This is a genomic window from Specibacter sp. NPDC078692 (genome assembly GCF_040686835.1).
Lineage (GTDB): Bacteria > Actinomycetota > Actinomycetes > Actinomycetales > Micrococcaceae > Specibacter.
The window spans coordinates 32865-58001 of the sequence record NZ_JBFBLV010000004.1; the positions used below are offsets into that span (position 1 = coordinate 32865).

General features: G+C 61.3%; 22 protein-coding genes and 1 pseudogene. 9 read left to right on the top strand and 14 right to left on the bottom strand.

What is annotated here, in order from left to right; all coding sequences use genetic code 11:
- Positions 1-4: 4 nt before the first annotated feature.
- Together AB0O97_RS04165 and AB0O97_RS04170 are read right to left on the bottom strand one after the other, a co-directional pair.
- Complete coding sequence (locus AB0O97_RS04165) at positions 5-460, bottom strand: universal stress protein (RefSeq protein ID WP_363880240.1); 456 nt, start codon at positions 458-460, stop codon at positions 5-7.
- Entirely contained in the window at positions 457-2910 is a 2454-nt protein-coding gene (locus tag AB0O97_RS04170; RefSeq protein ID WP_363880684.1) for a phosphoketolase family protein, read from the bottom strand. The genes AB0O97_RS04165 and AB0O97_RS04170 overlap by 4 nt, the downstream gene beginning before the upstream one ends.
- 322 nt (positions 2911-3232) lie before the next feature.
- On the opposite strand from AB0O97_RS04170, the gene AB0O97_RS04175 reads away from it, so the two are divergent.
- The 3 genes from AB0O97_RS04175 to AB0O97_RS04185 all read left to right on the top strand — a co-directional run bounded on the left by AB0O97_RS04175 (position 3233) and on the right by AB0O97_RS04185 (position 7459).
- A complete protein-coding gene (locus AB0O97_RS04175; protein ID WP_363880243.1) occupies positions 3233-3748 on the top strand; it encodes a universal stress protein in 516 nt (171 codons plus the stop codon).
- On the top strand, positions 3726-6377 hold the full coding sequence (gene mgtA, locus AB0O97_RS04180) for a magnesium-translocating P-type ATPase (protein WP_363880246.1): 2652 nt from the start codon (positions 3726-3728) through the stop codon (positions 6375-6377). Before AB0O97_RS04175 ends, mgtA begins: the two co-directional genes overlap by 23 nt.
- 209 nt (positions 6378-6586) lie before the next feature.
- Positions 6587-7459, top strand: coding sequence for a universal stress protein (locus AB0O97_RS04185; RefSeq protein WP_363880249.1), 873 nt, complete (start codon positions 6587-6589; stop codon positions 7457-7459).
- A gap of 30 nt (positions 7460-7489) precedes the next feature.
- Here the strand turns inward: AB0O97_RS04185 and AB0O97_RS04190 are convergent.
- The 3 genes and pseudogenes from AB0O97_RS04190 to AB0O97_RS04200 all read right to left on the bottom strand — a co-directional run.
- Positions 7490-9043, bottom strand: a pseudogene (locus AB0O97_RS04190) (heavy metal translocating P-type ATPase); the annotation flags it as partial.
- A gap of 45 nt (positions 9044-9088) precedes the next feature.
- The gene (locus tag AB0O97_RS04195) at positions 9089-9544 is read right to left on the bottom strand and encodes a universal stress protein (protein WP_363880252.1); all 456 of its coding nucleotides are present in this window, start codon (positions 9542-9544) and stop codon (positions 9089-9091) included.
- Positions 9545-9754: 210 nt separating this feature from the next.
- Complete coding sequence (locus tag AB0O97_RS04200; protein ID WP_256939587.1) at positions 9755-10225, bottom strand: pyridoxamine 5'-phosphate oxidase family protein; 471 nt, start codon at positions 10223-10225, stop codon at positions 9755-9757.
- Positions 10226-10377: 152 nt separating this feature from the next.
- Between AB0O97_RS04200 and AB0O97_RS04205 the strand changes: the two genes are divergently transcribed.
- A complete protein-coding gene (locus tag AB0O97_RS04205; RefSeq protein WP_363880256.1) occupies positions 10378-12069 on the top strand; it encodes a GAF domain-containing protein in 1692 nt (563 codons plus the stop codon).
- 35 nt (positions 12070-12104) lie between these two features.
- Here AB0O97_RS04205 and AB0O97_RS04210 read toward each other — a convergent pair whose 3' ends face one another.
- Together AB0O97_RS04210 and AB0O97_RS04215 are read right to left on the bottom strand one after the other, a co-directional pair.
- Entirely contained in the window at positions 12105-12776 is a 672-nt protein-coding gene (locus AB0O97_RS04210; RefSeq protein ID WP_363880687.1) for a response regulator transcription factor, read from the bottom strand.
- 126 nt (positions 12777-12902) lie between these two features.
- Entirely contained in the window at positions 12903-13229 is a 327-nt protein-coding gene (locus AB0O97_RS04215) for a DUF3040 domain-containing protein (RefSeq protein ID WP_363880259.1), read from the bottom strand.
- 310 nt (positions 13230-13539) lie between these two features.
- On the opposite strand from AB0O97_RS04215, the gene AB0O97_RS04220 reads away from it, so the two are divergent.
- Positions 13540-13926, top strand: coding sequence for a pyridoxamine 5'-phosphate oxidase family protein (locus AB0O97_RS04220; protein ID WP_363880262.1), 387 nt, complete (start codon positions 13540-13542; stop codon positions 13924-13926).
- Here AB0O97_RS04220 and AB0O97_RS04225 read toward each other — a convergent pair.
- The gene (locus AB0O97_RS04225; RefSeq protein WP_363880265.1) at positions 13920-14216 is read right to left on the bottom strand and encodes a hypothetical protein; all 297 of its coding nucleotides are present in this window, start codon (positions 14214-14216) and stop codon (positions 13920-13922) included. The two genes, AB0O97_RS04220 and AB0O97_RS04225, sit on opposite strands and share 7 nt — an antisense overlap.
- Positions 14217-14290: 74 nt before the next feature.
- Positions 14291-15436 carry an AarF/UbiB family protein gene (locus AB0O97_RS04230; RefSeq protein ID WP_363880268.1) on the bottom strand — a complete coding sequence of 382 codons (1146 nt, stop codon included), beginning with the start codon at positions 15434-15436 and terminating at the stop codon, positions 14291-14293.
- An 885-nt stretch (positions 15437-16321) separates the two neighbouring features.
- On the opposite strand from AB0O97_RS04230, the gene AB0O97_RS04235 reads away from it, so the two are divergent.
- Positions 16322-16576 (top strand): DUF2945 domain-containing protein, encoded by a 255-nt coding sequence (locus tag AB0O97_RS04235; protein WP_363880271.1) that lies wholly within the window; start codon positions 16322-16324, stop codon positions 16574-16576.
- The gene (locus AB0O97_RS04240; protein ID WP_363880274.1) at positions 16573-17130 is read left to right on the top strand and encodes a DUF488 domain-containing protein; all 558 of its coding nucleotides are present in this window, start codon (positions 16573-16575) and stop codon (positions 17128-17130) included. The genes AB0O97_RS04235 and AB0O97_RS04240 overlap by 4 nt, the downstream gene beginning before the upstream one ends.
- Before the next feature lie 84 nt (positions 17131-17214).
- Here the strand turns inward: AB0O97_RS04240 and AB0O97_RS04245 are convergent, their stop codons facing one another.
- The 3 genes from AB0O97_RS04245 to AB0O97_RS04255 all read right to left on the bottom strand — a co-directional run bounded on the left by AB0O97_RS04245 (position 17215) and on the right by AB0O97_RS04255 (position 20640).
- Positions 17215-18465, bottom strand: a complete 1251-nt coding sequence (locus AB0O97_RS04245) for an alpha/beta fold hydrolase (protein ID WP_363880277.1) — start codon at positions 18463-18465, stop codon at positions 17215-17217.
- Positions 18466-18627: 162 nt separating this feature from the next.
- Positions 18628-19473 carry a serine hydrolase domain-containing protein gene (locus AB0O97_RS04250; protein WP_363880280.1) on the bottom strand — a complete coding sequence of 282 codons (846 nt, stop codon included), beginning with the start codon at positions 19471-19473 and terminating at the stop codon, positions 18628-18630.
- A 285-nt stretch (positions 19474-19758) separates the two neighbouring features.
- Positions 19759-20640: a VOC family protein gene (locus AB0O97_RS04255; protein WP_363880283.1), complete on the bottom strand. Its 882-nt coding sequence runs from the start codon at positions 20638-20640 to the stop codon at positions 19759-19761.
- Positions 20641-21687: 1047 nt separating this feature from the next.
- On the opposite strand from AB0O97_RS04255, the gene AB0O97_RS04260 reads away from it, so the two are divergent.
- Entirely contained in the window at positions 21688-21894 is a 207-nt protein-coding gene (locus tag AB0O97_RS04260; protein ID WP_363880286.1) for a hypothetical protein, read from the top strand.
- Positions 21895-21924: 30 nt separating this feature from the next.
- Here AB0O97_RS04260 and AB0O97_RS04265 read toward each other — a convergent pair whose 3' ends face one another.
- A complete protein-coding gene (locus tag AB0O97_RS04265) occupies positions 21925-23028 on the bottom strand; it encodes a PQQ-dependent sugar dehydrogenase (protein ID WP_363880289.1) in 1104 nt (367 codons plus the stop codon).
- Between the two features lie 46 nt (positions 23029-23074).
- Positions 23075-24124 (bottom strand): NAD(P)-dependent alcohol dehydrogenase, encoded by a 1050-nt coding sequence (locus AB0O97_RS04270; protein ID WP_363880292.1) that lies wholly within the window; start codon positions 24122-24124, stop codon positions 23075-23077.
- Positions 24125-24369: 245 nt separating this feature from the next.
- On the opposite strand from AB0O97_RS04270, the gene AB0O97_RS04275 reads away from it, so the two are divergent.
- Positions 24370-25092 carry a DUF998 domain-containing protein gene (locus AB0O97_RS04275; protein WP_363880295.1) on the top strand — a complete coding sequence of 241 codons (723 nt, stop codon included), beginning with the start codon at positions 24370-24372 and terminating at the stop codon, positions 25090-25092.
- The last annotated feature ends 45 nt before the right edge of the window (positions 25093-25137 follow it).

Consider the following 25137-nt stretch of genomic DNA (forward strand, 5'->3'; position numbering starts at 1 on the left):
CGGCCTATGCATGGTGTTCGTCCACTTTTGGCGCGTGGACGACGACCACGGGGCAGTGGGCGTGGGCTGTGCAGGCTGCACTGACGGAGCCCAGCAACAGGCCTTTGAAACCGCCCATGCCACGGCGCCCAAGAACGAGCAGCGAGGCATGCCTGCTGGCTTCAATCAGTGTTGGCCGGGCTGGTCCCTGGACCAGCCGGGTTGTGAGATTCCCGGGCCGGTCCGGGCCGAACGCATCCGCGACGGCGGTGTCGAGGATTTTTTGGGCTGTCCCCTTGAAATCGAATCCGCCCAACGCGTAGGGAGCAGCATAGGCGCTGGGGTAGTTCCAACAGGTCAAGGCCGTCACACTTGCGTTGAGCGCTTTCGCCAACCACAGGGCTTGACGCAGCGCCTCGATGGATGAGTCTGATCCGTCGACACCCACGATGATCGTGAGGGGTCCTGGTTCGGTGGTCAAGGTGCATTCCTTCGGTCCTGGGGCGGGGTCCAGACCCAGTCGCGAATTTCCGGCATGTCTTCCAGATGCCCGCGAATGTAGGTTTCATGTTTGCCAAGCATCTGCCGGCAGTGCTCTGCCAATTCCTGTGCTCCGTCAAAGTGGCCGTTGACCCGGGTCAGCGCCTCCAGGGCCAGGTGGTACCGGCTCATGCGGTTCAGGACCACCATGTCGAACGGGGTGGTGGTGGTGCCCTGCTCGTTGTAGCCACGGACGTGGAACCGACCCGGGTTCGGGCGGCTATGCAGAAGCTGGTGGAACGCCCGGGCATATCCATGCCAGGCAACTATCACCTCGCCGTCAGTGGTGAACAGCCTTTCAAAGTCAACGGCGGAGAGCCCGTGGGGGTGCGTGTCGCGTGGAGGCAGCACGAGCAGATCCATGACGTTGACAACGCGCACCCGCAGCTCCGGGACATGATGCTGGAGCAGCCACGCGGCGGCCAAAGTCTCCTCTGTCGGGACGTCGCCGGCGCAGGCCATGACAATGTCCGGTTCGGTTGCCCCCGTTGGCTCGTCAGGGGTGGTGATGGAGGATTCAGTGCCGGACAACGCGCTCCGGTGGGTGATCTCTCCGCTGGGCGTGTCGTCGTTTCCTGCCCAGTGCCAGATCGAGGCACCGGCAGCAGCATGCCTGCGGGCGTCGTCGAGGTTCAAATACTGGGGGTGGGCCTGCTTGTCCACCACCACCAAATTCACGTAGTCCTTGCTGAGCAGGACGTGTTCGGCTGCGGCCAGCAAGGTGTTGGAATCCGGTGGCAGGTAGACGCGGATGACGGTGCCCGAGAGTGAGAGGACGGTGTCGATCAGGCCTGGTCCCTGATGGCTGAAGCCGTTGTGGTCATTGCGCCAACAGGTTGAGGTGAGCAGGATGTTGAGGCTGGGCACGGGGTTTCGCCATGGAAGTTCGCGGGCGTGCTGGAGCCATTTGGCGTGTTGGATGGTCATGGAGGCGCTGACCATGGCGAACGCCTCATAGGTGGCGAACAGTCCGTGCCGTCCGGTGAGGGCGTAGCCTTCGAGCCAGCCCTGGCAGAGGTGTTCGGAGAGGACCTCCATGACGCGCCCGTCCGGGGACAGATGGTCATCACCGTCCCGGACAGCCTCCATCTGGCACCGGTCGGTGACTTCGAAGACGGCGCCGAGCCTGTTGCTGTTGGTCTCGTCCGGGCTGAACAGCCGGAAACGGGGATCCTGGGAGGTGTCCGTGTAAATGTCGCGGAGCATTTCACCCAGGGGCCTGGTGGTCTCGTGCTTGATGGACCCCGGCACAGGCACATCAAGGGCGTAGTTTTCGAGGGGACGCAAAGGCAATGGAGACACGTCCGTGCCGCCGTTGGCCCAGGGGTTGGCGCCCATGCGCAAGTCACCTTGCGGTGCCAGGGCAGCCAGTTCCGGCACCAACCGGCCGGCAGCGTCAAAGAGTGTTTCGGGTTTGTAGGAGCGCAGCCAGGCCTCCAGCTGGGCCAGATGGGCGGGGTTCTCGCGGACACCGGCCAACGGGACCTGGTGGGCGCGGAACGTGCCTTCCACCTGAATTCCGTCGACAACCTCCGGACCGGTCCAGCCTTTGGGCGTGCGCAGGATGATCGCCGGCCAGGGAGCGGGGCCGGTGGCTCCGCGTTGGCGCGCCTGCTCCTGGATCTGGACAATGCGGGCGTGGGCGTTCTCCACAGCCTCTGCCAGTTGGGGGTGCACCAGAGTGGGGTCGTTGCCGGCGACGACGACGGGGTCCCAACCGTGTGCGCGCAGCAGCGCCATGACCTGCTCGTCGGACTGGCGCCCAAGCACTGTGGGGCCGGAGATCTTGTAGCCGTTGAGGTGCAATATCGGAAGCACGGCGCCGTCCCGGCTCGGGTTGAGGAAGGACGGAGCCTTCCATGCACCCTCAAGTGGGCCGGTTTCGGCTTCTCCATCGCCGACCACGCAGGCCACGATAAGTTCCGGGTTATCCATGGCTGCTCCCGTGGCATGGGCCAGCGAATAGCCCAGCTCGCCGCCTTCGTGGATGGACCCGGGTGTTGCCGGGCCGACGTGACTGGGGATGCCGCCGGGGGTGGAGAACTGGCGAACCAACTGCCGGAGCCCCTCAGGGTCCTGGCTGACGCGGGGATAGATTTCGGAGTAGGTCCCCTCGAGATAGAGATTTGCAACCACAGCCGGGCCGCCATGGCCGGGGCCGGCCATGAACAGTATTTTGGCTCCGGTATTGCGAATGAGCCGGTTCAAGTGGACGTAGATCAAGGACAATCCGGGGCTGGTTCCCCAATGGCCCAGCAAGCGGGGCTTGATTTGTTCCGCCGCAAGGGGGGACCGCAGCAGGGCATTCTCCTGCAGATAGATCTGCGCCACCGTCAGGTAATTGGCAGCATCCCAATATCGGTTGAGCAGCTCAAGCTCGTACGGCCCCAGGACGGGTTCGGCGTCTACGGGGTGGACATTGTTTTGACCTTTGGTGGTGACTTGGTTGAGCTGGCTCTTCAAGGTTGACTCCGTATCGTCTTTGGTTCACTGCGAGCCCAAGTGACTGGCTTACCGACGCAGGAAGCCTACGTCTGTTCTTTCTAGAGTGGCACGATGCGGCTCTCGCAGTTAGGGCCCTTGTACCCTGTGCAGGGCCGTCAGCTTGGACAAACATGAAGCGTGAATGATGCCGGGCCGTGCCTGGTACCGGTGCACACAGCACCCCTGTGGGGCGCACCCGGGTTCAAGCAACTGAAGGTTGGTAGTGAACATGACCGATGTGACACCTCGCAGGGCGGCACCCATTGTCGTCGGAGTGGACGGTTCCCCGGAATCCATCTTGGCGTTGCGGTGGGCCAAAACGCTGGCTTCCACACTTGGATGCACCATCATGGCCATTTCTGCATGGCACCTTGAAACGGTGTACGGGCCATATCCCGTCACCGATTGGGATGGCGAATCAGAAGCACAGCGGGTGCTGGATGAAGCGCTGAATCAAGCGTTCGAAGGAGATTCGCCGGCTGGCCTGGTTGCCGAAGTTCGTCGCGGCCGACCGGTGCCGGTGTTGCTCAACCTGGCGCAGTCCGCACAAATGCTTATTGTCGGTTCGCGGGGCCACGGCGGTTTCGCAGGCATGTTGCTTGGCTCTGTCAGCTCCGCCTGTGCCGCCCATGCCCGGTGTCCGGTCCTTGTGGTCCATGGGGCACAGCTGGTGGGCGAGGGGAGGCCAGCGACAGTGCAGGAGTCACAGGGGCAGGACGTCGATGAGCCAACTGGCAACATCTAGGTCCGCCGGGGCAGCTGCCCAGGTGCTCACCATCGAAGATGCTGCCCGGTTGACGCCCGAGCAGACGCTGAAAGAATTGGGGTTCACCCACAGGGGGATTGCCACTGCCGAGGCGCACCGGCGGCTGGATGAGGTTGGCCCCAACGCCTTGAGAACGCACAAGGCCAGTCCATGGCCGGTGCTTTGGCGCCAATTGCGCAGTCCCATCTTGATTCTTTTGGTTGTCACCGCCGGTGTGTCCTTGTTCTTGGGGGATGCAACGAATTCGACAGTCATCGGAGTCATCTTGCTTGCCAGCGTCGGGCTGGGATTCAGCAATGAATTCCGGGCCGAACGGGCCGCTGAGGCACTTCACTCCCGCGTCACGCATACCGTGGTTGTCCTTCGGGACGGTGCGGAATGCCAAATCGGCGTAGCGGATCTGGTGCCCGGCGACGTTGTCCGGCTGGCTTTGGGCGCAGTCATCCCGGCGGACATCCGGCTGCTGGACAGCGAGGGTCTGTTGTGTGATGAGAGCATCCTGACGGGCGAGTCACTGCCCGTGGACAAGCTGCCTGCTCCGGTCACAGGGGAGTCGGCGTTGGGAGACTTGTCGTGTTGCGTCTTCATGGGGACCGTTGTGCAGACGGGGAGCTGCACGGGGGTTGTGGTTGCCACGGGCGGTCAGGCCGAGTTTGGCCGCATAGCGTTGGGGCTGGGCGAGCGCCACCCCCAGACAGAATTCCAAGTAGGCCTGAAAAGGTTCTCGTACCTACTGCTTCAGGTGGCCGTGGTCCTGACCACGCTCATTTTTGTTGCCAATCTCCTCCTTGGCCGCCCCTTGTTCGACTCGTTGCTGTTTTCCTTGGCCATCGCCGTCGGCATCACACCTCAACTGTTGCCGGCCGTCGTCAGCACCTGTCTGGCCGCCGGAACCCGCGTGCTGGCCCGTCGCCAGGTGCTCGTCAAGCGTCTGGTCTGCATTGAGGATCTCGGCGACATGGACGTGCTCGTAACGGACAAAACGGGCACGCTCACCGAGGGCCGCATCAGCTTCACCACCGCCCTCCCCGTCCGCCCGGAGATCACGGAGGCTGCCCTTTTCACGCTGGGACTGGTGGCCACCGAAGCCGACTATTCCCACGGGGTTGTCTCGTCCGCGGCACAGAATCCACTCGACGCGGCGCTGTGGGAGGCGCCGAGGGCCCGTAGTTTTGTCCCTGCCGACCACCACCGGCTGGACATCATCCCTTTCGACCACCGGCGCCGCCGGACCAGTGCGCTCGTGGTCGGCGCGGATGGTAACCGGGTCCTTGTCACGAAGGGCTCACCGGAGGATGTTCTGCCACTCTGCGAGCATGTCCCAAAGGAGGTGCAGGCCCTGCTCGACCACGAGTACGACGCCGGATCCCGGGTAGTTGCTGTTGCTTCACGTACCGCTGTGGGCATGGAATCCATGGATTCAGCGGATGAACGCAGTCTGGTCCTGGACGGATTTCTGGTCTTTCTGGACAAGCCCAAGTCCAATGCGAAGGGCTCTCTGCTGGAGTTGTTCGATCTCGGCATCACAGTCAAGATTGCCACCGGAGACAATGCTCGGGTGGCCGAAAAGGTGTGCAGGGATCTGGGTCTGAAGTCCGGGGGGACGCTGACTGGCGCACAAATTGATGCGCTCTCGGATTCAGAACTTTCAGCGGCGCTGGGGGAGACCGGGATCTTTGCCCGAGTGTCACCGGAGCAGAAGGCCCGCGTCATCAGTTTGTTGCGCCAGCAAGGCCGGTCCGTGGGCTTTTTGGGTGACGGAGTCAACGACGCACTGGCGCTGCATCACGCCGATGTTGGCATCTCAGTGGACAGTGCCACCGACGTTGCCAAGGATGCGGCGGACATAGTCCTGATGGACAAGGACCTTGGAGTCCTGGCCGAGGGGGTGCGTGAGGGCAGGCGCATCTTTGCCAACACGATCAAGTACGTGCTCATGGGAACCTCCAGCAATTTCGGCAACATGTTCAGCGCCGCAGCAGCGTCCGTGGTGTTGAGCTTCCTGCCCATGCTCCCGGGGCAGATCTTGCTGAACAATCTGCTCTACGACACGGGGCAGCTGGCCATCCCGGGGGACCGTGTGGACAAGGAGCAGCTCCTGGCTCCGTCCCATTGGAACATTGCCTTTATTCGGCGGTTCATGTTGGTTTTCGGGCCCATCAGCTCGCTGTTCGATTTTGCGACCTTCGCCCTGATGCTGCTGGCCTTTCATGCTGTGCCGGGCGAGTTCCGTGCCGGCTGGTTCATTGAATCCATTGCCACCCAGACGCTGATCATTTTTGCCATCCGGACCCGCAGAGTACCGTTCCTGCGCAGTCGTCCCTCGGCCGGGCTGCTGTGGGCGTCCCTCGGAGTGGTCATTGTGGGTGTGCTGTTGCCGCTCTCGCCCGTGGGCAGTGTCCTGGGCTTCGACCCGTTGCCCCCATTCTTCTTCGCAGCACTGCTCGTCATGGTGGTTTTTTACCTGGTCTTGGTGGAGACGGCAAAGAAGTGGTTCTTCGCCCGCGAATTTCCGGTGCCTGGCCCAAGCCGCCTGCGGGGAAACAGCCACCGCATCCACCGTCGGGCCGCGCGGTTCAGCGTTCCACGCCCACTGGTGCCCCGGTGATGGCCGCCATATCGCAACCCCATGATCCTCGGGCGAAGTGCATACCCACGGCGAGTGCGAATCGGCAGATTTGCTTCGGCTGGGCAACATGCAGGAACTAGGGTGGAGGGACCGTGCCACGGATCCGTGCGAAACCGTCAATCCCGGCAAGTCACAGTATGTTTGCAGAAACCAGCACGGGATCCTTACCGTGTCGAACAGGAGGGCACATGCCAGGCACCATCGTGGTGGGTTTTGACGGCTCACCGGCATCGTCGGCCGCAGTGGATTGGGCGGTCCTGCGCGCTCAACGGTTGGCCTGCGACGTGAATCTGGTGTGGTGCATGCCGGATGCCTGGGGCCCCGGAACACCGAGACTGGCTCGGGAAGCGCATGAAACGGCAGTGGGTGCGTTGGATGCTGAACGGGCTAGGATCTCATCATCACTTCCTCCAACAGCCGTTCACGCGACCGTGAAGCAGGGTGAAGTGGCCGAGCTGCTTGATGAACTCTCTGTCGGTGCGGCCATGGTGGTGGTGGGCCGGGACAAACCAGGCGGCGCACATGGGGAAGGCTTCGGTGCAGTGGTCCTGCCCTTGGTGATCCGCAGTGCCTGCACGGTGGCTGTCATTCCGCGAACCACCAAGCCAGGAAGCGGCGTGGTGGTGGGTGTCGACGGGGGCCCCGAATCGGAACGCGCCTTGCGTGTAGCTGCCGGGGAGGCGGCGGCATTGAGGCAGCCACTGACCATCGTGCATTCCACCGCCGGCGCCCGAGCTGCGGCACGGGGGAAGGGGAAGGACCGGTCTGGGGTGGACCTGTCAAGCGAAAGTGACCGGATTTTGGTTGCAGCAGCCACCGCTGTCGACGCCAGCTACCCGCATCTGGCAGTGGATCGTGTGCTGGACACCCGGAAGGCCGCAGCCGAGGCCCTTGCGGCCGCAGCGGAAGGAGCCGCACTTCTTGTGGTTGGAAGCCGCGGCAGGGAAGCCGTGAAGCACATGAACCCCGGCGCCATCGGATCGCTGGTGCTCGCCCGAATCGACTGCCCCATGGTGGTGACCAAGGGGACTGTGGGGGATCGACTGCCGGGACGTCGGTGAAGTGGACCGGTGGCCAGCGCGTGAGCGCTCCATGGCCACTCCAACGTCCGCCGCGGCCAACACGGGCGCATCGTTGATGCCATCTCCCACCATCATGACTGGCCGCGGAGCGAATGTCCTGACAATATTGACCTTGTCCTCTGGCTGACATGCGGCCCACACCTCGGTGATTCCAGCAGCCTGGGCGATGTGCCGGGCCGTCGCCTCAGCATCGCCTGTCACCATCACGGTGCGCCTCACGCCCAGTACACCCAGTGCGGCCAGGGTCTCCATGGCATTGTCGCGCAAGGGATCCCTCATGATGAGCGCTCCGGCGTAGACATTTTCAATCGCCACGTAGACGGCCAGTTGCCCGCTGGCAAAGACTGTCGCATCGATGGGGCCTGTCACTTGTTCCACAAACGCCTGCTTCCCCACGAAGACCCGGTGCCCGTCGACAACGGCAGCCACACCGTCGGTAGCGTGTTCCGCGGCTTCCGACGGCATGGGGATAACCAGCTGTCTGGCCCGCGCCGCTGAAACCACCGATGCGGCGAGTACGTGCGAGGAATGCAGCTCCGCGGACGCCGCCAAAGCGAGCAGCCTTTCATCCGAACTGGCAGCGACAGGTGCGTCTGACAGCCGGATCTGCTCCAACGAGGGTTGACCCTGCGTCAACGTGCCGGTCTTGTCAAAGACTGCGGTCCTGATCCGGGCGAGCTGTTCAAGAGTGCCCCCGTTCTTGACAATGATTCCGTTTCTTGCCGATCGACTCATGCCGCCGAGAAAGGCCACGGGTGCTGCAATCAGGAGTGGGCAGGGGGTGGCAACCACCAGCACTTCCGCGAACCGCACAGCCTCACCGCTGAGCAGGCAGGCCAGTCCTCCCAGCAGGAGGCCGAGCACCGTGAATGGTGCAGCGTATTTGTCGGCGAGCCGAACCACAGGTGCCCTGCTGGCGGCTGCGTTACGCACCAGTGCAACAATGTGGCTGTATTGGGAGTGTTTGGCTGTGGCGGCCAGCCTCACCGCGGCAACACCGTTGACTGATCCGCTCAGCACCCCAGCACCCTGCTTCAACTCCACTGGAAGACTTTCGCCTGTAATGGTGGATTCATCAAAGCAGGCGGTTGGGGAGAGCAGACGCCCGTCAACGGGAACAACCTCGGCTGGTCTCAACACGAGTACATCCCCGGCCTTGATTTGCGTTACAGCAACGTCCTCCAAATCCCCGGCTGGAGTTTCCCGGTGGGCTGTTTGGGGGACGCGGTCCAACAGCGCGCTGAGTTCTGCTTTCGCCCTGCCCGAGGCGTAGTCTTCGAGTGCTGAGCCACCAAAGAGCATCAGCACAACAATGAGGGCTGCAACGTATTCGCCTACGGCGACGGTACTGACGATGGCCGTCACAGCAAGGATATCCACACCCCACCGGCCATGGAACATGTCACGCACCATGGCAGCACCCCTATAAAGGGCGGCCGTCAACGCGAAAACACTGGCCAGCCATTGCGCGCCGGTCCCGCTGCCGAGGATCCACAACAGGAGCACGACCACCCCGACCCCGACAGTGGCAACGACCATGAAATATCGGCGTATGAACGGCATAAACGTCTTCCCTCTCTTATGGCAGTGGTAGCTGACGATGGCGGCCTACTCCTGACTGCTGACTAGGAGTGCTGGACACCGGGCATGTGCGATGGATACGAACGACACAGATCCAAGCCGAAGTCCGCGGGAGCCACCCCGTCCGCGCCGGCCCACGACAAGCAGTCGGGCGTTGGCACTTTCCTGCACCAAGATCTGGGCCGGATGCCCGTGCCTGATGTCGGTGATCAGGCCCCGCAGCCGTTCCAGGCCAAAGACGCGTTCGACGGCGTCCTCCACGAAGCGGGCAGCCTCCGCTTCCCGCGGGTCGATTTCCGCAAACACTCCCGCGGGGATCTGCGCAGCAAGATATATTTCGGACCGGTTCCAGCAGGTTAAGGCCTCGAGTCGAAGGTTCAGGGCACTGGCGAGGCCTGCCGCGGCTCTCAAGGCGTGCGTGGAGTGGTCGGAGCCGTCGATTCCAACGACAATGCGATCCGCATGGGTGGAGGGAGTGTTCATCGGGGCCCTAGCGAGGGATCTGCAGGGACGTGTCCCGGGTCATGTGCCCGATGCCAATTACGATGTTCTGATCCACGGTGGTTCCTTTCGGCAGTGGCCGGATAAACCGTCAATCGGCCGCCAATATCTGGCCGAGGGCGAACAGGTGTGGCGGATATCGCCGTTGGCGTCGTGCGTCGTGCATCGAGCATCAAGCTTGAGCGCCTCGCCTCATTCAGGCGGCGAGTGAGGCGCATTGGCGTACGCAGTCCACCAGTCCGCCGGCGGGGTGACCTTGAATCGTCGTCCTGTGACCGACGTCGGCTGGATGCGAACAAAGTTGTCTTTGTGGCCTGAATGCCAAGGGAATAGTCGCAGGGAAAAGCTGTCCAGAATGTCGTCAGTTGACGACAGGAGAACGGCAGATCCCTTGACCACCACGCTCCAGGCGATGCCGGTGTCAGGGTCGACGCCGTCGGCTTCGAAAGCAACGGGATGGTCTTCGAGCAGGGCCGTGAGCTTGGTCCCTTCGCCGGTGCGAAACACGAGCGTGCCGTGGTCCACTGTGTAATTTATGGGGAAAATATCGGGATGGTCCTTATTCCAGAGGGCGAGCCTGCCTACCGATACCTTACGGAGTTGGGCCCAACAATCGTGGACTGGGAGATTATCCATCCGTGCGGCGGCTGGTTGATTGGTCATGAATCGAGCCTAGAATCCTCGGGCTCGTACTGCTAGGGGACAAAGTCCTGTTGTCAACCGTGGCTGCATGGCTGCCAACCGCGTAGCATGAGCCAAACGGGGGGAACCAACGGCACCCAGGGGCTCAGCCAGGCATGCAAAGGAAGGCTGATATGAGGCAGCAGAGACAAAGCAACGAAGAATCGGCGGACTCCTCCGTCCAGTCACCTCGTCTGTCGGCCGAGGATAAGGTGCAGGGGCTTCTCTCGGCGGTTGTATGCATTGCCGAAGAGCCCAGCCTGGATGCAGTGCTGAGGCACATTGTGCAAGCAGCCTGCAAACTCGTTGACGCCGAGTACGGGGCCTTGGGCGTCATCGGCGATAATGGCAGGCTGAGCCATTTTGTAACGGAAGGCGTCGATCCCGAACTGGCAAAACTCATAGGCCCCCTGCCCACAGGCCACGGAGTGTTGGGGCTGCTGATCCGAGATCCGCGCCCAATCCGCCTCCCCAACCTTCACGACCACCCCGCGTCCTATGGATTCCCCGAGCATCATCCCCCCATGCGCACCTTCTTGGGAGTTCCCATCCGCGTCCGAGACTTTGTTTTTGGAAACCTGTATCTCACCGAAAAAAATGGCGGAGAACTGTTTACGGACGAAGACCAGGAAATGGCCGTCGCGCTTGCGGGCGCAGCCGGTTTTGCTATTGAAAACGCCAAACTATTCGATGATGCACAACTGCGCACCCAGTGGCTGGAGGCCGGCAGAAAGATTGCGGTGCGGATGATGGGCGCCCAGAATGAGGTTCCCTCTGCTGGCCGGAGCTGGGTGGCCGAGGCTGCCCTCGATGCATCGGAATCCACGCTGGCCCTCATTGCCGGTCCGCCCAATGAGGCCGGACAATTGGAGGTTCTTGCGGGTGCCGGCAGGGACTCGAAGGCACGGCAGGGGCAGTTGTTGGATCTTGACAGTGTCAGGCTGGGAAACGTCCTGACGTCGGGCAGGCCGGCGACCTTCAGCAAGGCAACCGAACTTCTGGGATCCGTTGCCGGAGGGCTGGCTGGACCAGCACTGCTGGCGCGCCTGGGCACAAAGGGCGCCGAACAGGGATTGCTCATACTGGTGCGGGCAAGGACTGATAAGGGATTTTCGGCACTCACGGTCGAAATGGCAGCCGTCTACTGTGCACAATCGGCACTGGCTCTGGAGCTTGCCAAGACCCATCGCATCCGTGAACAACTGGTGTTGTACGCAGATCGCGACCGTATTGCTCAGGATCTCCACGACGTCGTTATCCAGCGCTTGTTTGCCGCCGGGCTGAATATACAGAGCATGGCCAGGTTCGTTTCCGATCCAGCGGGTCTCTCTCGCATCCATGCCATTACTGACGAGTTGGATGCAACCATCAAGGAGCTAAGGGATACCATTTATTCTCTCCGTGCCTCGTCCGGTGGGACCGACCTCTTGAGCAGCCGTATCTTGAACGTCGTCAGCAAAGTATCCAGACCTCTCTCCTTTGCGCCAAGCATCGTCCTGTCCGGGCCCATCGATTCACGCGTGGCACCTGAACTGGCGGGCCAATTGCTTGCCGTGGTGACGGAAGGCGTCAGTAATGCTGTCAGGCATGCGCAAGCGAGCCAGATTGACATTGCGGTCTCCGCGAACGGCGGAGCCTTGAGTGTCACGGTCATTGACGACGGCTGTGGACTCGGGAATCCCCACGGCACAAGCGGTTTGGCAAACATGGAGATTCGGGCACTGAACCACGACGGCGTGTTTCAGGTGGAAGGCTCAGAGAGTCAGGGGACGAGATTCTTTTGGTCAGTTCCGCTGGACCGTGAAATTGCCAATAGCAGCCCATAGAGTCAAGATTATTTGGCAGGCTCTTGCCCCGGAGTCTATTTCCGTGTGATGTAGACAGCTGCCTGCGTGCGACGCTCGAAGCCAAGCTTCGCCAACAGTGAGGACACATAATTCTTGACAGTTTTTTCGGCAAGGAACAGTTCTTGGCCGATCTGCTTGTTTGTCATGCCTTGCCCAATGAGCGTCAAGACCCTGCGCTCCTGTGCCGTAAGAGCTGCCACGCGGGGATCCAGTGGGATCGGTTCGGTGAGGCCAGCAATAACCCTGCTCTTGAGGTCACTATCAAACAAGGACCCGCCATCAGCAGCCAGCCGGATGGCAGAGATCAGGTCTGTGCCGCCAATCTCCTTCAAAACATAACCGGAAGCACCAGCCAGCACAGCTCCACGGAGTGCTTGCTCATCGTCGTAGCTTGTCAGAATCAAGCATTTCAGTGACGGATCCACTGAGCGCACATCACGGCACACTTCAATTCCGGTACCGTCCGGCAGCCTCCCGTCGAGCACGCACACGTCGGGATGAAGCGCAGGGATCAGGCGTGTGGCCTCCGCCGCTGAGCCGGAAGAGCCAACAACTGTGAAGCCATTCCCCTCCAGCATTTCTTTTAGGCCCAGTCTGACAAGTTCGTGGTCATCAAGTATAAAGACTCGGATGGCAGTGGCGGGTCCGGGATGTGTTGCCTGCACCTTCATGCCCATAATTTCCATCATCTCCTGGATTGATCCGTCAAAATCATGACGTGAAAGCAAAATCGAACGGCGTGCTCATGGTCATGCCAGTCTAGGAGCCCATTCTCCGGCCTGGTGCGTGCGCTGGGCAAGCGAAGCATGAGGTCACTGGTCCGGCAGGATTTGTGACCTGACTGATTTTCGACTAAGTCTTCTCTTCGTTCGGAACCGGGGAAATCGGGCCGATGCGACATAGGCCCCTGCTGTCATGGCGGTGAACGCTACCGCGCCCAGGGGCATCGAACCGAGTGTCAGGGCAAAGATCATCAGTCCTAAGCTCGGCCCCAAGACAGCGGTGCCCAGCAACAGGTGCTGGATTGCCCGTCCCTGGATCGTGGCGGTGGTCAGAACCCTCGCCAGTCGCGGGTCGCTGGCCGTCAAGTCTTGCTGGATCTCTTGGAGGATGCGTGATTCGTGCTCCGACAGTTCCATGATGTCTTCCTCGGATTCTTCGATGCTGGGCTGGCATTGGGTTGTGGTGGGCTTCGGTGCTTGGGCGCATGGCCGCCATTTCTTCGTGGGACCCAACCTCCTGGGCATACGGTCCCGCACGTTTGCGGGATACTTCCATAATCACCCGTGAGAGGACTGGAAACCATGGACCAAAGTCCCAAGTTCTTGCAGGAAATTCTCCTTGGCGGACCGCTGCGTGTAATCACGGCCCTTGGGCCCTACACAAAAGCACAGAATGGCATGATGATCGGATTATGAACAGTGATGAAGAGCCCGGGGTTGTGTTGTCATGGGACGAAGCGTGGGGGTTGCTGCAGGGCAGCCGATTTGGCAGGTTGGCCGTGAGTGTCGCCAATCAGCCGGACATTTTCCGCTTAATTTCGTCGCTACCACAGAGAAGATTTGGATCAGGACAAATCCTGGCACCAAACTTGCCGAGATGACAATCAATGCCTTGGTGGCGCTGGAAAGCGACGAAGTCGGCGATGGGGAAGCGTGGAGCGTGGTGGTTAAGGGGACGGCCAGGGTGGTGGAGTCCCAGACGGAGATTGGCACCGCTGACTTGCTCCACCTCGATTCTTGGACCAAGGCACGGAAATGGACCTACGTCGAGATTACTCCGGTGAGTGTGAACGGCCGGAGGTTGGTGCTCGGCGGTGAACCGGAGCGCTATTGACGGCGGCTGCGGAGCCCGGGACGGGACGTCCACGCCAGGTAGCCGCCCATGGCACCCAAGGCTCCAACGCCTGTGGCCAGCAGGGTGTTTTGCCAGTTTTGCAGGTGCCGGTGGTCTGCCGCTGTCAGTTCGCCGATGCCCCGAATGAAGGCCGCGAGAATCAGGCCGGCCACCAGCCGGTTGCCAATGCGTTCGGCCCTTGCAACGAGCGGAGCGAGTTCCTCGGCACGAAGATGCACTTCGACGCCGTCGTCGAGTTGCTGCAACATGCGTTCCAGCCTTTCAGGCATGTCTGCACCAAAGGCGGCCGCATCCAGGCCCAGTTGCTTGAGCAGTCCAGGCAGTTTTTGCGGGCTGATTTGTTCTAGAGCCAGCCGCCCGGCGTAGGGTTGAGCACTTCGCCGAGGTTGAAGCCAGGGTTGAGACCCACCCCCATGCCTTCGGTCATGATGACCATTTTCGTGAGCATGGCAATTCCGCTGGGTAGTTGGATGTGGTGGGTGCGCAGGATAGTCAGTATTTCGGTGATCAGTGGCGCAATCCGGATCTCGCCCAGATTCCGACCCTGATATTGCTGCATAAAGCGTGCCACGTCCTGCCGGAGGCGCCCTCGGTCGGTGGCAGTTCGGTTTACGGAGAGTCCCAGCAGTGCGCGGCTGATTCGGTCGGGGTCGTTGCGGCTGAAGGCGAGGAGGAGTTTGCCGAGCTGCTTCCGGAGCTGTTCGTCCACTTCTCCCGCCATGCCAAAGTCGATCAGTCCAATCCGGCCAGTGGCCTCCACGAACAGATTTCCTGGGTGCGGATCGGCGTGGAAGAAACCGTCTTCGAAGATCATCTTGGCTGCTGCCGTGGCCGCCGTGGTGGCGAGTCGGTCCCTGTCTGCCAGGGGCAGGTTGGTTACCTGCTTGTCATCAATTCTTTGGCCGTAGATCCTTTCCATCGTCAAGACTCTGGAGGTGGTGGTTGACCAGTAGATTTTAGGAATGTGGATGCCGGTGGCGTGGGAAAAATTACGGGCGAACCGCTCCGCATTCCGTCCCTCCGCAAGATAGTCCAATTCTGCCCGCAGGGTTGCCGCGAACGTGGAGACCACGGCCTCCACGTTGTAGTCATCCAGCGCCGCCCAATTTCGGCTGGCCTGGTGAGCCAAGTTTTGCAGTATCTCCAGATCCTCCTGAACCTGGGCAACGACGCCGGGACGGCGCACCTTCACGACGACAGAGGTGCCGTCGTGAAGGGTAGCCGCGTGGGCCTGGCCGATGGAGGCGCTGGCGAGAGGGGTGTCCACAAAGGTGCTGAAAACAACGTCAGGGGAAGCTCCCAATTCCTGCTCGAGAATTGTACGAACATCGTCCGTTGCCACGGGAGGAGCATCGTCTTGAAGTCGTGCCAGCGCGGTGATGTACTGCCGGGGGAGAATGTCCGGGCGTGTTGAGAGCAATTGGCCGAGCTTGATGAAGGTGGGGCCGAGTTCCTCCAATGCCACAACCAGCCTGTCGGGAGTTGCCATTGTTCCAGTCCTAAGCGGCATGGGCCCCAGATGCAGCTGCCCAAGCCCCAATAACGGAGCGAACGAGCTGAATCCGTGCCGGATTAGAATTTCTGCGACTTCCGCGTAGCGTTCAAAATGGTTGGCCCCTGCCTGCTCCAGAGTCGATGTTGTGGGCTGGATGCGTGCCAAACAACCCAGACGGCTGTATTGCCAAGCCTGATGTCATGCCAGCCAGCGTATGCCCGCGCCGGGGCGGACCACAGAGCCAAAGGTCCCGAATCCGTGGATCGGCGACGTGCCTCGCCAAGGAATGGTGCCGTTGGACCCTATGCACTGGCGTTATGGCGCAGCGTCATGGCACAGCAGGATGGAAGCCAGATGGCCATGGCGTCGAGGGAAGGTTTGTACAGTGAGCGCAAATCAGGAAATGGGCAAAATTGGCGTCGGAATTGATGGGTCCCCGGGCCCATTGCGGCGCTCAATGAAGCTGCACGCGTGGCAGAAGCCACTGGATCGTGGCTTGATGTGGTGGCCTGTTGGAATGTTCCCACGTCATTGGCGGTTCCCTACGCGCTCGGCACGGTGTAGTTGGAAAAAAGCGCGAGACAACTTCTGCAGGACACCGTCACCAACACTTTCGGCATGCCACTGCCGGAATGACAGTGACATGACACCAGTAGTCATCACAATTTCGGAAAGTGTGCCAACCACCCGCCGTGACTTGACTCAACATGATCCTCCGAAGATCCGGAGAGGTGGCGCTGACATGTTCCTCAACCCCGGGCCGGAAGGTGAGTCAACAAAGCAGAGGCGAGAACCGCCGTGGAACTTCCCGGTAATCGGCGTGAGCCCGTGACTACTCCTTGCCCAAGTGCTTGAATGGGAAAAAGAAGGAGGGCACTCATGTCAGGGAAATTCTCCGTCGGTGACCACGTTTCATGGAACTCCGAGGCCGGCCGGGTCTCCGGCCACATCACCCACGTCCACACCGCAGATTTCGATTACAAAGGGCATACCCACAGGGCGTCCGAGAAGGATCCGCAGTACGAGATCAAGAGCGATAAAACCGACCATATTGCCGCCCACAAGGGCGGCGCCCTCCACCTGATCGAGGGCAAAAAATCTGCTTCAAAGACGTCAGGGAAGTCTGGCAAGTGACGGGTGAGGCGCCGCTTCCCATCGCCACGATCGGACACTCGAACCGGTCGCTGGAGGAGTTCCTGGAACTGCTCCAGCAACATGGAATTGAACAGGTGCTGGATGTTCGGAAGTTGCCGGGATCCAACAAGTATCCGCAGTTCAACGCCGACACCCTCAGCGAGGCTTTGCGCGAGCAGGGCATCACGTTGGTGCGCAAGGAGGCACTGACGGGGCGTCGGCCCGTTAGTAAGGTCATCCCGTTCGAGGTCAATGCCTGGTGGCAGGTCCGCAGCTTCCACAACTATGCAGACCACGCCCTGTCGGAAGATTTTCGCCAGGCTTTGGCCGAGCTCCAAGAGCTAGGTTCAGAACGTACCACGGCCTTGATGTGTTCGGAGGCTGTCTGGTGGAGGTGTCACCGGCGCATCATCACCGACCACCTGCTCGCCCACGACGTGAAGGTGCACCACATCCTCGGCCACGCCTCATTGAAGCCAGCAGAACTCAGTGAAGGAGCCGTTGTTGGGCCGGACTTGCAGGTCAGCTATCCCGCGACCGAGAAGAAACCATAGTGCCTCGCGGCGAGTTCGGCCAGCAGATCCCGCCACGCCACGGAGGCGGGCCGGACTTGCAGGGCAGCCTGCCTGCTGCAAGGCTCAGCCTGCCCCAACCCTGAGCGTGTCATCCAACCAGTCGAGGACCCGCTGGTTGAGCAGCACCCGGTTACCCATCTCGCAATGCCCGCTGCTGCCTTCCGCTGCCGTAAACCGCATGAAGGTTTTGGGGCATTCCAAGGCATCGTAGAAGGCTTCCGTCGCGTCAGCCAGGGGATCTCCCTCGGCTGAGGTGAGCAAGGTAGGGCACTGAATGCCGCCGATCCTGTCCTTCAGCGTGAATTGTGCCGTCTTGATCATGAAGGAACGAAGGTCAGAAACACTGTTCGCCCAGAAGCCGCGCTGCACTATGCTCCAGCGCAGCTTCCGGTCCGCCTGGATGGCCTTCCACATGACCGCAATGGTTTCATCCGTGAGATTGTTCAGGTCGGCGACTTCCTCGGGAGTGGCGCCGAACTTGCCGGCGAAGGCGCGGACGGAATCCCCAAGGTCCAGCTGTCCCGGATCTGCGATGCAGGCGGCCAGCCGATGTTCCGCCGTGGCTGCCCGGGGCGCCAGGTAGCCGCCCAGGCTCCAGCCGCTGAGCGCAATTCGGGAGACGTCAACAATCTCCACCGTCTCGGCGTAGTCCACGACGGCCGAGATCACCACCTCCCAGTCAGGACGCAGCGCCAGCCCCTGCTTGTACAGCATGGCACCCTGCCCGGGACCGTCGAACATCAGCACGTGGTAGCCGCGCTCAAGGGCCGCGACTCCGGAGGCGAAATACATGTCGGTGATCGTGGCGTCGTAGCCGTTGTTGAGGATCAGCAGCGGCCGAGCCTGCCTTTCGTGCCCGGTTGCGGGAATGAGATAAGCCGGCAACTCGACACCCTCATAAGGTATTCCGATCTGCTGCACCGGAACATCTCTCAGCTCCATCCCGCGCCCAAATGCGGCCATCTGCTTGCCGAACGCCGCCACCAGCCGAGGATCCGGGGGCGCACCAAACATGGGGTGCAACGAGGTTGCGTACATTGAGCTGGCCTTCAGGAACATGTCCCGGGCGCTGACCCGGTGCCCGTTGGCAAGTGCCGCCTCGGCTTGGGCAACCTTGGCGTCCCCGGCCGCGACCCACCCTTCCAGGAATGCAGCGTCATCGCCGTCACCTACGGCACGTGCGACGGCGGTGATCTCACCCATGGTGGGTCCGCCATACGGGATGTATGCCACCGGCCACTGGCCGAATTCGTCGTGGAATTCGCTGTCAAACAGTGCGCCTCGACGAAACGGTGCTGCTGGTTGTTCATTCATGGTTGTCCGTCCTTTCACATGCCCGCGGCGTTGCGGGCTGGGGGAACAGCTGTCCAGCACGGCCGCCGGACGCGGAATCAGGGTTCGGTCAATGCGCCAAGCAGGGCAGCGAAAACAGCAGGTGCAGGGCCGACGGGCCCCGCCGCGCCGTCGAAAGTCACATCACTGTTGACCACCACCATGACCGTGGTGCCGGAGGTGCAGTTGTGGAAGAGGGACGTGGTGTAGCCGGGAATGGTCCCGTCGTGGCCCCACCATCCGACCTTGTCGCTGATGCCGATTCCATAGCCGGCGGTGTTGGAGGGCGGTGTCGCAGTACGACGGCGGGAAGTCCCGGATGATCGAATCGTGACGTTCCTGCTGGGTGGCAGGCTCGAGAATGCCGGTTCCCGTGAACAACCCTGCACCCCATGTCGTGAGGTCATCGAGCGTGGAGATGACCTCACCGGCTGGCATGCCCTGGTCGGTGATTCCACTCAGGTGCGGGGTGGGGAGCTGGGACGTGGTGGGGAAGACCGAATGGGACATGCCGAGCGGTTCGAAGAGTCGTTCCTGGAACACGTCCGCTATATTTTCCCCGGTGACCTGTTCAATGATCATGCCCAGCAATACGTAGTTGGTGTTTGAGTACGCCCAACCGTGTCCCGGCTCGAAATCGGCCGGCTTGTCCTTGACGATGCCGATGAGCTCCTGCGGAGTCCATGCCTTGTCCGGGTCGCTGACTACCTGCTGCTGCCAGCCGGCGTCTGCGGTGTAGCTCGGGATGCCGCTGCTCATGTCTGCGAGCCGGCGCAGTGTTGCGGTGCTGCCATTAGGCATCCCGGGTACATATTTGTCGATTGTTTCGGTCAGAGACAGCCTCTTCTGCTCCGCGAGGTGCAGAAGAATGGACGCCGTCATGGTCTTGGTGAGGCTGCCGATCCTGGTTGCAGCCGTAGCGGAGGGTTGTTCGGTTTCACCTTTCCCCCGGGTGCCGGAGGTGCCGGTCCCACTGCCCCGTGGCGACACGACCCAGCAATCACCCCCGGAAACTCGCGTGCTAAGCGCGTGTCATCGAGCGCCTGCTGAAATGAGGAGGTGGTTTGGGCGTCAAGCCCGGCCGTTGAGGTGGTGTTGGAAAACGCGGACGACGGCGCGGGGTCGGACGGCGCAACTGGTGGCATGGTGACTCCGGTGAATCTTTCTCAACGCGCAACTGCACATGACCGCGGGTTCTCGGTTTTAAGCTGGTGTTTGTGCCATCCTAACCCCGGCAGTGGACAGATGACAGGGCTACGGCGGGCCCACGGTTTCCTACAGCTCCGCGATAACGATCTTCTTCATGGCGAGCATGCGCTGATATGCGCCAGGGTGCTGCAAGAGTTCAGCCATATTCTGGGGGACAATCTGCCAGCTGACCCCAAAGCGGTCCACGAGCCAGCCGCACTGCTCGGCCTCCGGGACGGTGCTCAAGGCATCCCAGAAAGTGTCGATCTCGTTCTGATCCGTGCAGTCCACCTCCAGTGACACGCCCGGTGAGAACGTGAAGTCGTGGATTGTTCCACCATCCATGGCGGAGAACCATTGGCCATCCAGGGTGAACTCGGCAAACATGACCCCGCTGCCATCCCCCTGCGGCACCACCATGCCCGGGCCGGAGTTCGGGAAGAGTCCCTGATACAGGTCCATGGCCTGCTGCGCCTGCGCGCTCTCCCCGGTGAAAAGGAGCTGCGGGGTCACGAAGGGACGCGGTTCGCCTACCGGGTCGGTCAGCATCAACTGCCAGTTCACCCCGTACCTGTCCTCTACCCAGCCATAGAGTTGGCTGTGCGGGTACGCGCCCAGTGCCATGCGCACCTGGCCGCCGTCTGCGAGTGCATCCCACATCGTTGCGATCGTCTCACGCGTGAGTGCTTCGTCGCCGTCGAACATCAACGGGTCCATGTTGAGGATGAAGGAAATGGCGGGTGTGGGCCGAAATTCCCCGCCCGCGTTGATCAGTCGGAGCCGGTAGTCGCTGATGGTCACATCGACCACGAGCGGCTGCCCGGCGAGAGCCTGCTGGAAGTCCGGCAGGTTGTCCTCCGGGTAGGACGCCACCACGTCCATGTTCGTCTTGGGGAACACTGACGCATAGTAGTGGCCGACGTCGTTGGCGTTGCCTTGGCACCAGATATTGGGCACGATTCGCTGCATGATTTCCTCCTGAGGGTTTTCACAGCATGGCACGCCCACCCGCCCCCTTCAAGTGTTTGGCAGGAGCAACTTTGGAGCGGCTTGCCGTGTGGGGGTGTGCGACGGCGGGACCTACCGTAGGGCTGTCCCGCTCAGTGAGTTAATCCCCTCCACGGCAGGCTGCGGGGCAACATGTGAGGCCAAGATGACGCCGAGAACACAGAAGCTGAAGGGCAGGATAAAGTCCCACGTCAGGCCTAGGTGCGTTCCGAGTCAGCCGATCACTGCCGCCCCTCCGCCAATTGCCGAATGAGCTCCCTGACCGGCAAGTAACTCATCCCTCCATAGAAGGGCTCGCAAGCCGGACGAAAACAGACGTACCCAAATTGCTTCGCAGCAACTAGCACAGCGTCGGCGAGTACTGATTTCCATGACCCGCTAGTGCCGTTGAGCATGACCATCGCTCCCTCAGGACCGGCATCTCGTCTACCTACTCGCTCAAGTGTTCGCTTCATTAGCGCCAACTCAGCGTCACGTCCCTAAAGCCCGCCAACCACTTTGCGAATCATTGACACCCCAAGGACGTCGACATCGCACTGGACCGGCGATAGTGTGCGGATGCTATTGGACGGCTCATGAGAAGGTCAAGGGGCTTGTCTGTTTTGCTTCCTACGGCTAACTTTGGCCTCAGACACGTGTACGACTAGTGGTATTTCGTGACCCGTGGTGTTTCTGGAAGGCGGAGGGCTATGGTGAGTGTTGATCTGGCGAAACACAAACGCTGGTGGACGCTGCTAGCTGTGCTTGTGGAACTTTGTCTTGTGGAACTTTGTTTTGTGGCCCTTGTTTGGTTTGGCCCTTGTTTGGTTTGTCATGACGCCAAAAAATGCTCCAACAGGGCAGGTTGACTTGACTCCAAGTTCTACAACAACTTCTACAACTGCGCAGCAACCTTCCGTTAGTCCAGCTCCAACAGTATCGGCACCTGTTCTGACGGCCACAGCTATCGCTGCCGTGGAGACTGCCCTGAATTCTGGGCATGATGATGATATCCGGCGGGTACTGCCGATGACTGACAAAGAGACAGGCGCCGCTGAATTCACGAACCACATGTCTGCACTGCGATTGGTTCTGGATGCCTCCAGCATGACCGTTGTTGACACTGGGCTGTGGGAAGTCAAGGCGGCGGACGCCTCGGGCGAAAGCTGGGACTTGGGAATAGTCTTGGTCGATGATTCTCCGGGGTTATATCGGAGCAGTAGGATCTGGACTTAACGTTCAGCTCTGGAACTGAATGCACCATCATCAAGGAACAACAGCCAAGATTCGATCGTCCTCAGCGCTCGGGTTCCCGCGTCCGTCGGTGTTGTTCGTGAGAAACCACAGGGCCCCGTCCGGCGCAACCGTGACGTCTCGAAGACGTCCGAACTCTGCGCTGAAGTAGCCGGTAGACGTGGAAGGGTCGGCCACCGGAACGGCCCGCAACACTTGACCGCGCAGGTTAGCGATGTACAGCATGCCATCGAGTTGAGTCATGCCACTGGGGCTGGCTCCCTCGGGTGCCCACTGTTGGACTGGGTCGGCGAAGCCCTCGGCGGTGGCGATCCCTTCCACCATTGGCCAGCCGTAATTGGCGCCGGCAGTGATGACGTTCAGCTCGTCCCAGGTATTCTGGCCAAACTCCGTGGCGAACATGGTGCCATCCGCTGCCCAGGCAAGCCCTTGCGGATTGCGGTGCCCGTAGCTGTAGACGAGCGACCCGGAAAAGGGGTTGTCCTGCGGTACGTCGCCATCGGGCGTCATCCTCAGGATCTTGCCGCCGAGGGAATCCAGGTCCTGGGCCAGGTTGCGCTGTCCGGCGTCGCCCGTGGTGGCGTAGAGCATGCCGTCGGGGCCGAAGGCGATACGGCCTCCGTTGTGGTTACTGGCGGAAGGGACTTTCTCGAGGATGGTCTCGGCGTGCCCCAAGGCCAGTGATCCTGGCTCGCCAGTGATGGTGAACCTCTCAATTCTGTTTCCTTCGGCCGTGGTCAAGTAGACGTACAGGCGCCCTTGCTCATCGACGGCCATGCCCAACAGGCCGCCTTCGCCTGCGGCTTCCACGCCTTCAATGGTTCCGACAGCGCGAGCGGTTCCATCCTCGGCGAGTTCCAGAATGCGCGAGCTGTCACGTTCGCTCACCAGCGGCGTGCCGTTGTGAAAGACCACTGACCAAGGTGCGGCCAGGCCCGTGGCCATGGTTTCCGCTCCTCCCAGGCCCGACGGCGGCACCTGGCTTCCCTGGACCATGCTGCTGGATGTTGGGCTCAAGGACGACGGCTGTGTTGCTGTTGTGCACGAGGCAAGCAGGATGCTGGCACTGAGGCTCACGCCCAAGAAAGCGGCGGCGGAAGAACGGCTTCGGGTCATAACTGGCTCCTGAGGTCATTGCGCGGCTAGTTGGCGTTCATTTCCTTCAAGAATTCGACAAGGTTGCGGTGTCGATGACGAAGCGGTAGCGGACGTCTGAGGACAAAACACGTTCGTAGGCTTCGTTGATTTGATCAGCGGAGATGACCTCGATCTCGGCGCCGAGTCCGTGCTCGGCACAGAAATCGAGCATTTCCTGGGTTTCGCGAATGCCGCCGATGGTGGAGCCAGCGAAGGAACGCCGTCCCATGCTCAGGGAGAACGCCTGGACGGGGAGGGCTTCCGGCGGGGCACCCACCAGGACGAGTGTGCCGTTAAGTGTGAGCAGTTTCAGGTAGGCGTTGATGTCGACCGCGGCGCTGATGGTGCTGATGATTAAATCGAAGCTGCCAGCCAACGCGGTGAACGTCTCAGGGTCGCTCGTCGCATAGTAGCGCTGGGCACCGAACTTGAGTCCGTCGTCGCGCTTGCTCAGGGTTTGGGACAGGACGGTGACTTCGGCACCCATGGCGGCAGCGATTTTGACGCCCATGTGGCCGAGCCCGCCCATGCCGACGATCGCGACCTTCTTGCCCGGGCCCGCGCCCCAATGACGCAGCGGTGAGTAGGTGGTGATGCCGGCGCAGAGCAGGGGAGCAGCGACGTCGAGGGCAAGGCCGTCGGGAATGGTGACGACGAAGTTTTCCGTGACCACCACATGGGTGGCGTAGCCGCCCTGGGTGATGGTCCCGTCGCGGTCGACGGCGCCATATGTCCCGGTGTTGCCGGCCAGGCAGTACTGCTCCTCGCCAGCCTGGCAATGGGTGCATTCGCCGCATGAATTGACCATGCAGCCCACGCCGACCCTATCGCCCACGGCATGGCGGGTGACGGCGGAGCCAACCTCGGTGACGATGCCAGCGATCTCATGGCCAGGGGTTAGTGGATAACTTTGCGGGCCCCAGTCACCGCGGACGGTGTGGATGTCCGAGTGGCAGATCCCGGCAAACTTGATGTCGATGAGGACATCGTGCGGACCAATATCCCGGCGTGTGAGCGTGTTCGGTACCAGGGCTTCGGTGGCGGAAGGTGCAGCGTAGGCCTTGACGGTAAGCATGATTCTCCTGGTGTGGGTTCTGCGAAAACGATGATCAACGCGGTCGCGGCCAGACTCACCCCGAAGAGGAGAGAAGTAGCCCGATGTATTTGCCGATCAGACTAGTGCCAATCACGCCGGTTCCCCAGAGGGCGGATCGGGCACCCTTTGCCTGATTGATTGGTGTCCTGTCAATGTTTCTATGACTAGTCTAGGTGCGGCTTTCATTGGGTACCGCTTTCATCTGACTATGGAAAGCTGGAGTCATGACCCAACAAAACACGGCAGCCGCTCGACGCCGGTTCGCTACCGCAGCCATGGCAGGCATCCTTCTCTACGTTCTAGTCGACGTGGTGCTCCAATTTCTGCCACCGCACTACAGTGTGATCAGCGACGCCGAAAGCAATCTGGCCGTGGGACCGTTCGGGTGGATCATGAACCTGAATTTTCTTGGCCGGACCGTCACCACCGTCTGTGCATTAGCCGCCATCAACTCGATCGGTCCGGACACGATGCATCGGCGAACGGGAACCGGGCTGATGCTCGCCGGCGGCCTGTCGTCCGCAATACTGGCATTCTTCCCCACCGATGTTGAAAACGGGGACGGGATCCTGGAGGTAACAACCGTGGGCAGCGTGCATCTCTACGTGGCGGCCAGCGGATTCTTGGCAGCACTGGCCGGGATCTGGATACTGACACGCTGGATCCGGTCGAGCCATGAGCTGGCCAGCGCATACCCGGCGGCATTGGCCTTCACCGTCATTGCAGGCGCCGGACTCGCATCGCTGATTCTGACCACCATCATGACGCCGGAGCTGCTTGGGCTCGCCGAGCGGATCTGCCTGGCCGGTCTGTTGGGTTGGGTGCTGACGGTGTGCGCGGCCATCAGGAAATTGCCCCTGCGGAACGCCCCAGAATTTACTGCCCCTGAGTTTGGTGCCCCTGAGATGGTCGACGGCGGTGCGGGGCCGACTCGATCGATCCACTGACAGCACGCTGGGGTGCCGTGTTCTGGAGCCGCGGAGTAGTATGAA

Excerpts from the sequence above, each read along its gene's own strand:
- AB0O97_RS04230 (WP_363880268.1), bottom strand. The coding sequence starts at position 15,436 with ATGGCAACTCCCGACAGGCTGGTTGTGGCATTGGAGGAACTCGGCCCC.
- AB0O97_RS04215 (WP_363880259.1), bottom strand. The coding sequence starts at position 13,229 with ATGGAACTGTCGGAGCACGAATCACGCATCCTCCAAGAGATCCAGCAA.
- AB0O97_RS04235 (WP_363880271.1), top strand. The coding sequence starts at position 16,322 with ATGTCAGGGAAATTCTCCGTCGGTGACCACGTTTCATGGAACTCCGAG.
- AB0O97_RS04270 (WP_363880292.1), bottom strand. The coding sequence starts at position 24,124 with ATGCTTACCGTCAAGGCCTACGCTGCACCTTCCGCCACCGAAGCCCTG.
- AB0O97_RS04200 (WP_256939587.1), bottom strand. The coding sequence starts at position 10,225 with ATGACCAATCAACCAGCCGCCGCACGGATGGATAATCTCCCAGTCCAC.
- AB0O97_RS04205 (WP_363880256.1), top strand. The coding sequence starts at position 10,378 with ATGAGGCAGCAGAGACAAAGCAACGAAGAATCGGCGGACTCCTCCGTC.
- AB0O97_RS04195 (WP_363880252.1), bottom strand. The coding sequence starts at position 9,544 with ATGAACACTCCCTCCACCCATGCGGATCGCATTGTCGTTGGAATCGAC.
- AB0O97_RS04260 (WP_363880286.1), top strand. The coding sequence starts at position 21,688 with ATGACTGACAAAGAGACAGGCGCCGCTGAATTCACGAACCACATGTCT.
- AB0O97_RS04255 (WP_363880283.1), bottom strand. The coding sequence starts at position 20,640 with ATGCAGCGAATCGTGCCCAATATCTGGTGCCAAGGCAACGCCAACGAC.
- mgtA (WP_363880246.1), top strand. The coding sequence starts at position 3,726 with ATGAGCCAACTGGCAACATCTAGGTCCGCCGGGGCAGCTGCCCAGGTG.
- AB0O97_RS04275 (WP_363880295.1), top strand. The coding sequence starts at position 24,370 with ATGACCCAACAAAACACGGCAGCCGCTCGACGCCGGTTCGCTACCGCA.
- AB0O97_RS04245 (WP_363880277.1), bottom strand. The coding sequence starts at position 18,465 with ATGAATGAACAACCAGCAGCACCGTTTCGTCGAGGCGCACTGTTTGAC.
- AB0O97_RS04175 (WP_363880243.1), top strand. The coding sequence starts at position 3,233 with ATGACCGATGTGACACCTCGCAGGGCGGCACCCATTGTCGTCGGAGTG.
- AB0O97_RS04225 (WP_363880265.1), bottom strand. The coding sequence starts at position 14,216 with ATGCCTGAAAGGCTGGAACGCATGTTGCAGCAACTCGACGACGGCGTC.
- AB0O97_RS04185 (WP_363880249.1), top strand. The coding sequence starts at position 6,587 with ATGCCAGGCACCATCGTGGTGGGTTTTGACGGCTCACCGGCATCGTCG.
- AB0O97_RS04210 (WP_363880687.1), bottom strand. The coding sequence starts at position 12,776 with ATGGAAATTATGGGCATGAAGGTGCAGGCAACACATCCCGGACCCGCC.
- AB0O97_RS04220 (WP_363880262.1), top strand. The coding sequence starts at position 13,540 with ATGGGACGAAGCGTGGGGGTTGCTGCAGGGCAGCCGATTTGGCAGGTT.
- AB0O97_RS04265 (WP_363880289.1), bottom strand. The coding sequence starts at position 23,028 with ATGACCCGAAGCCGTTCTTCCGCCGCCGCTTTCTTGGGCGTGAGCCTC.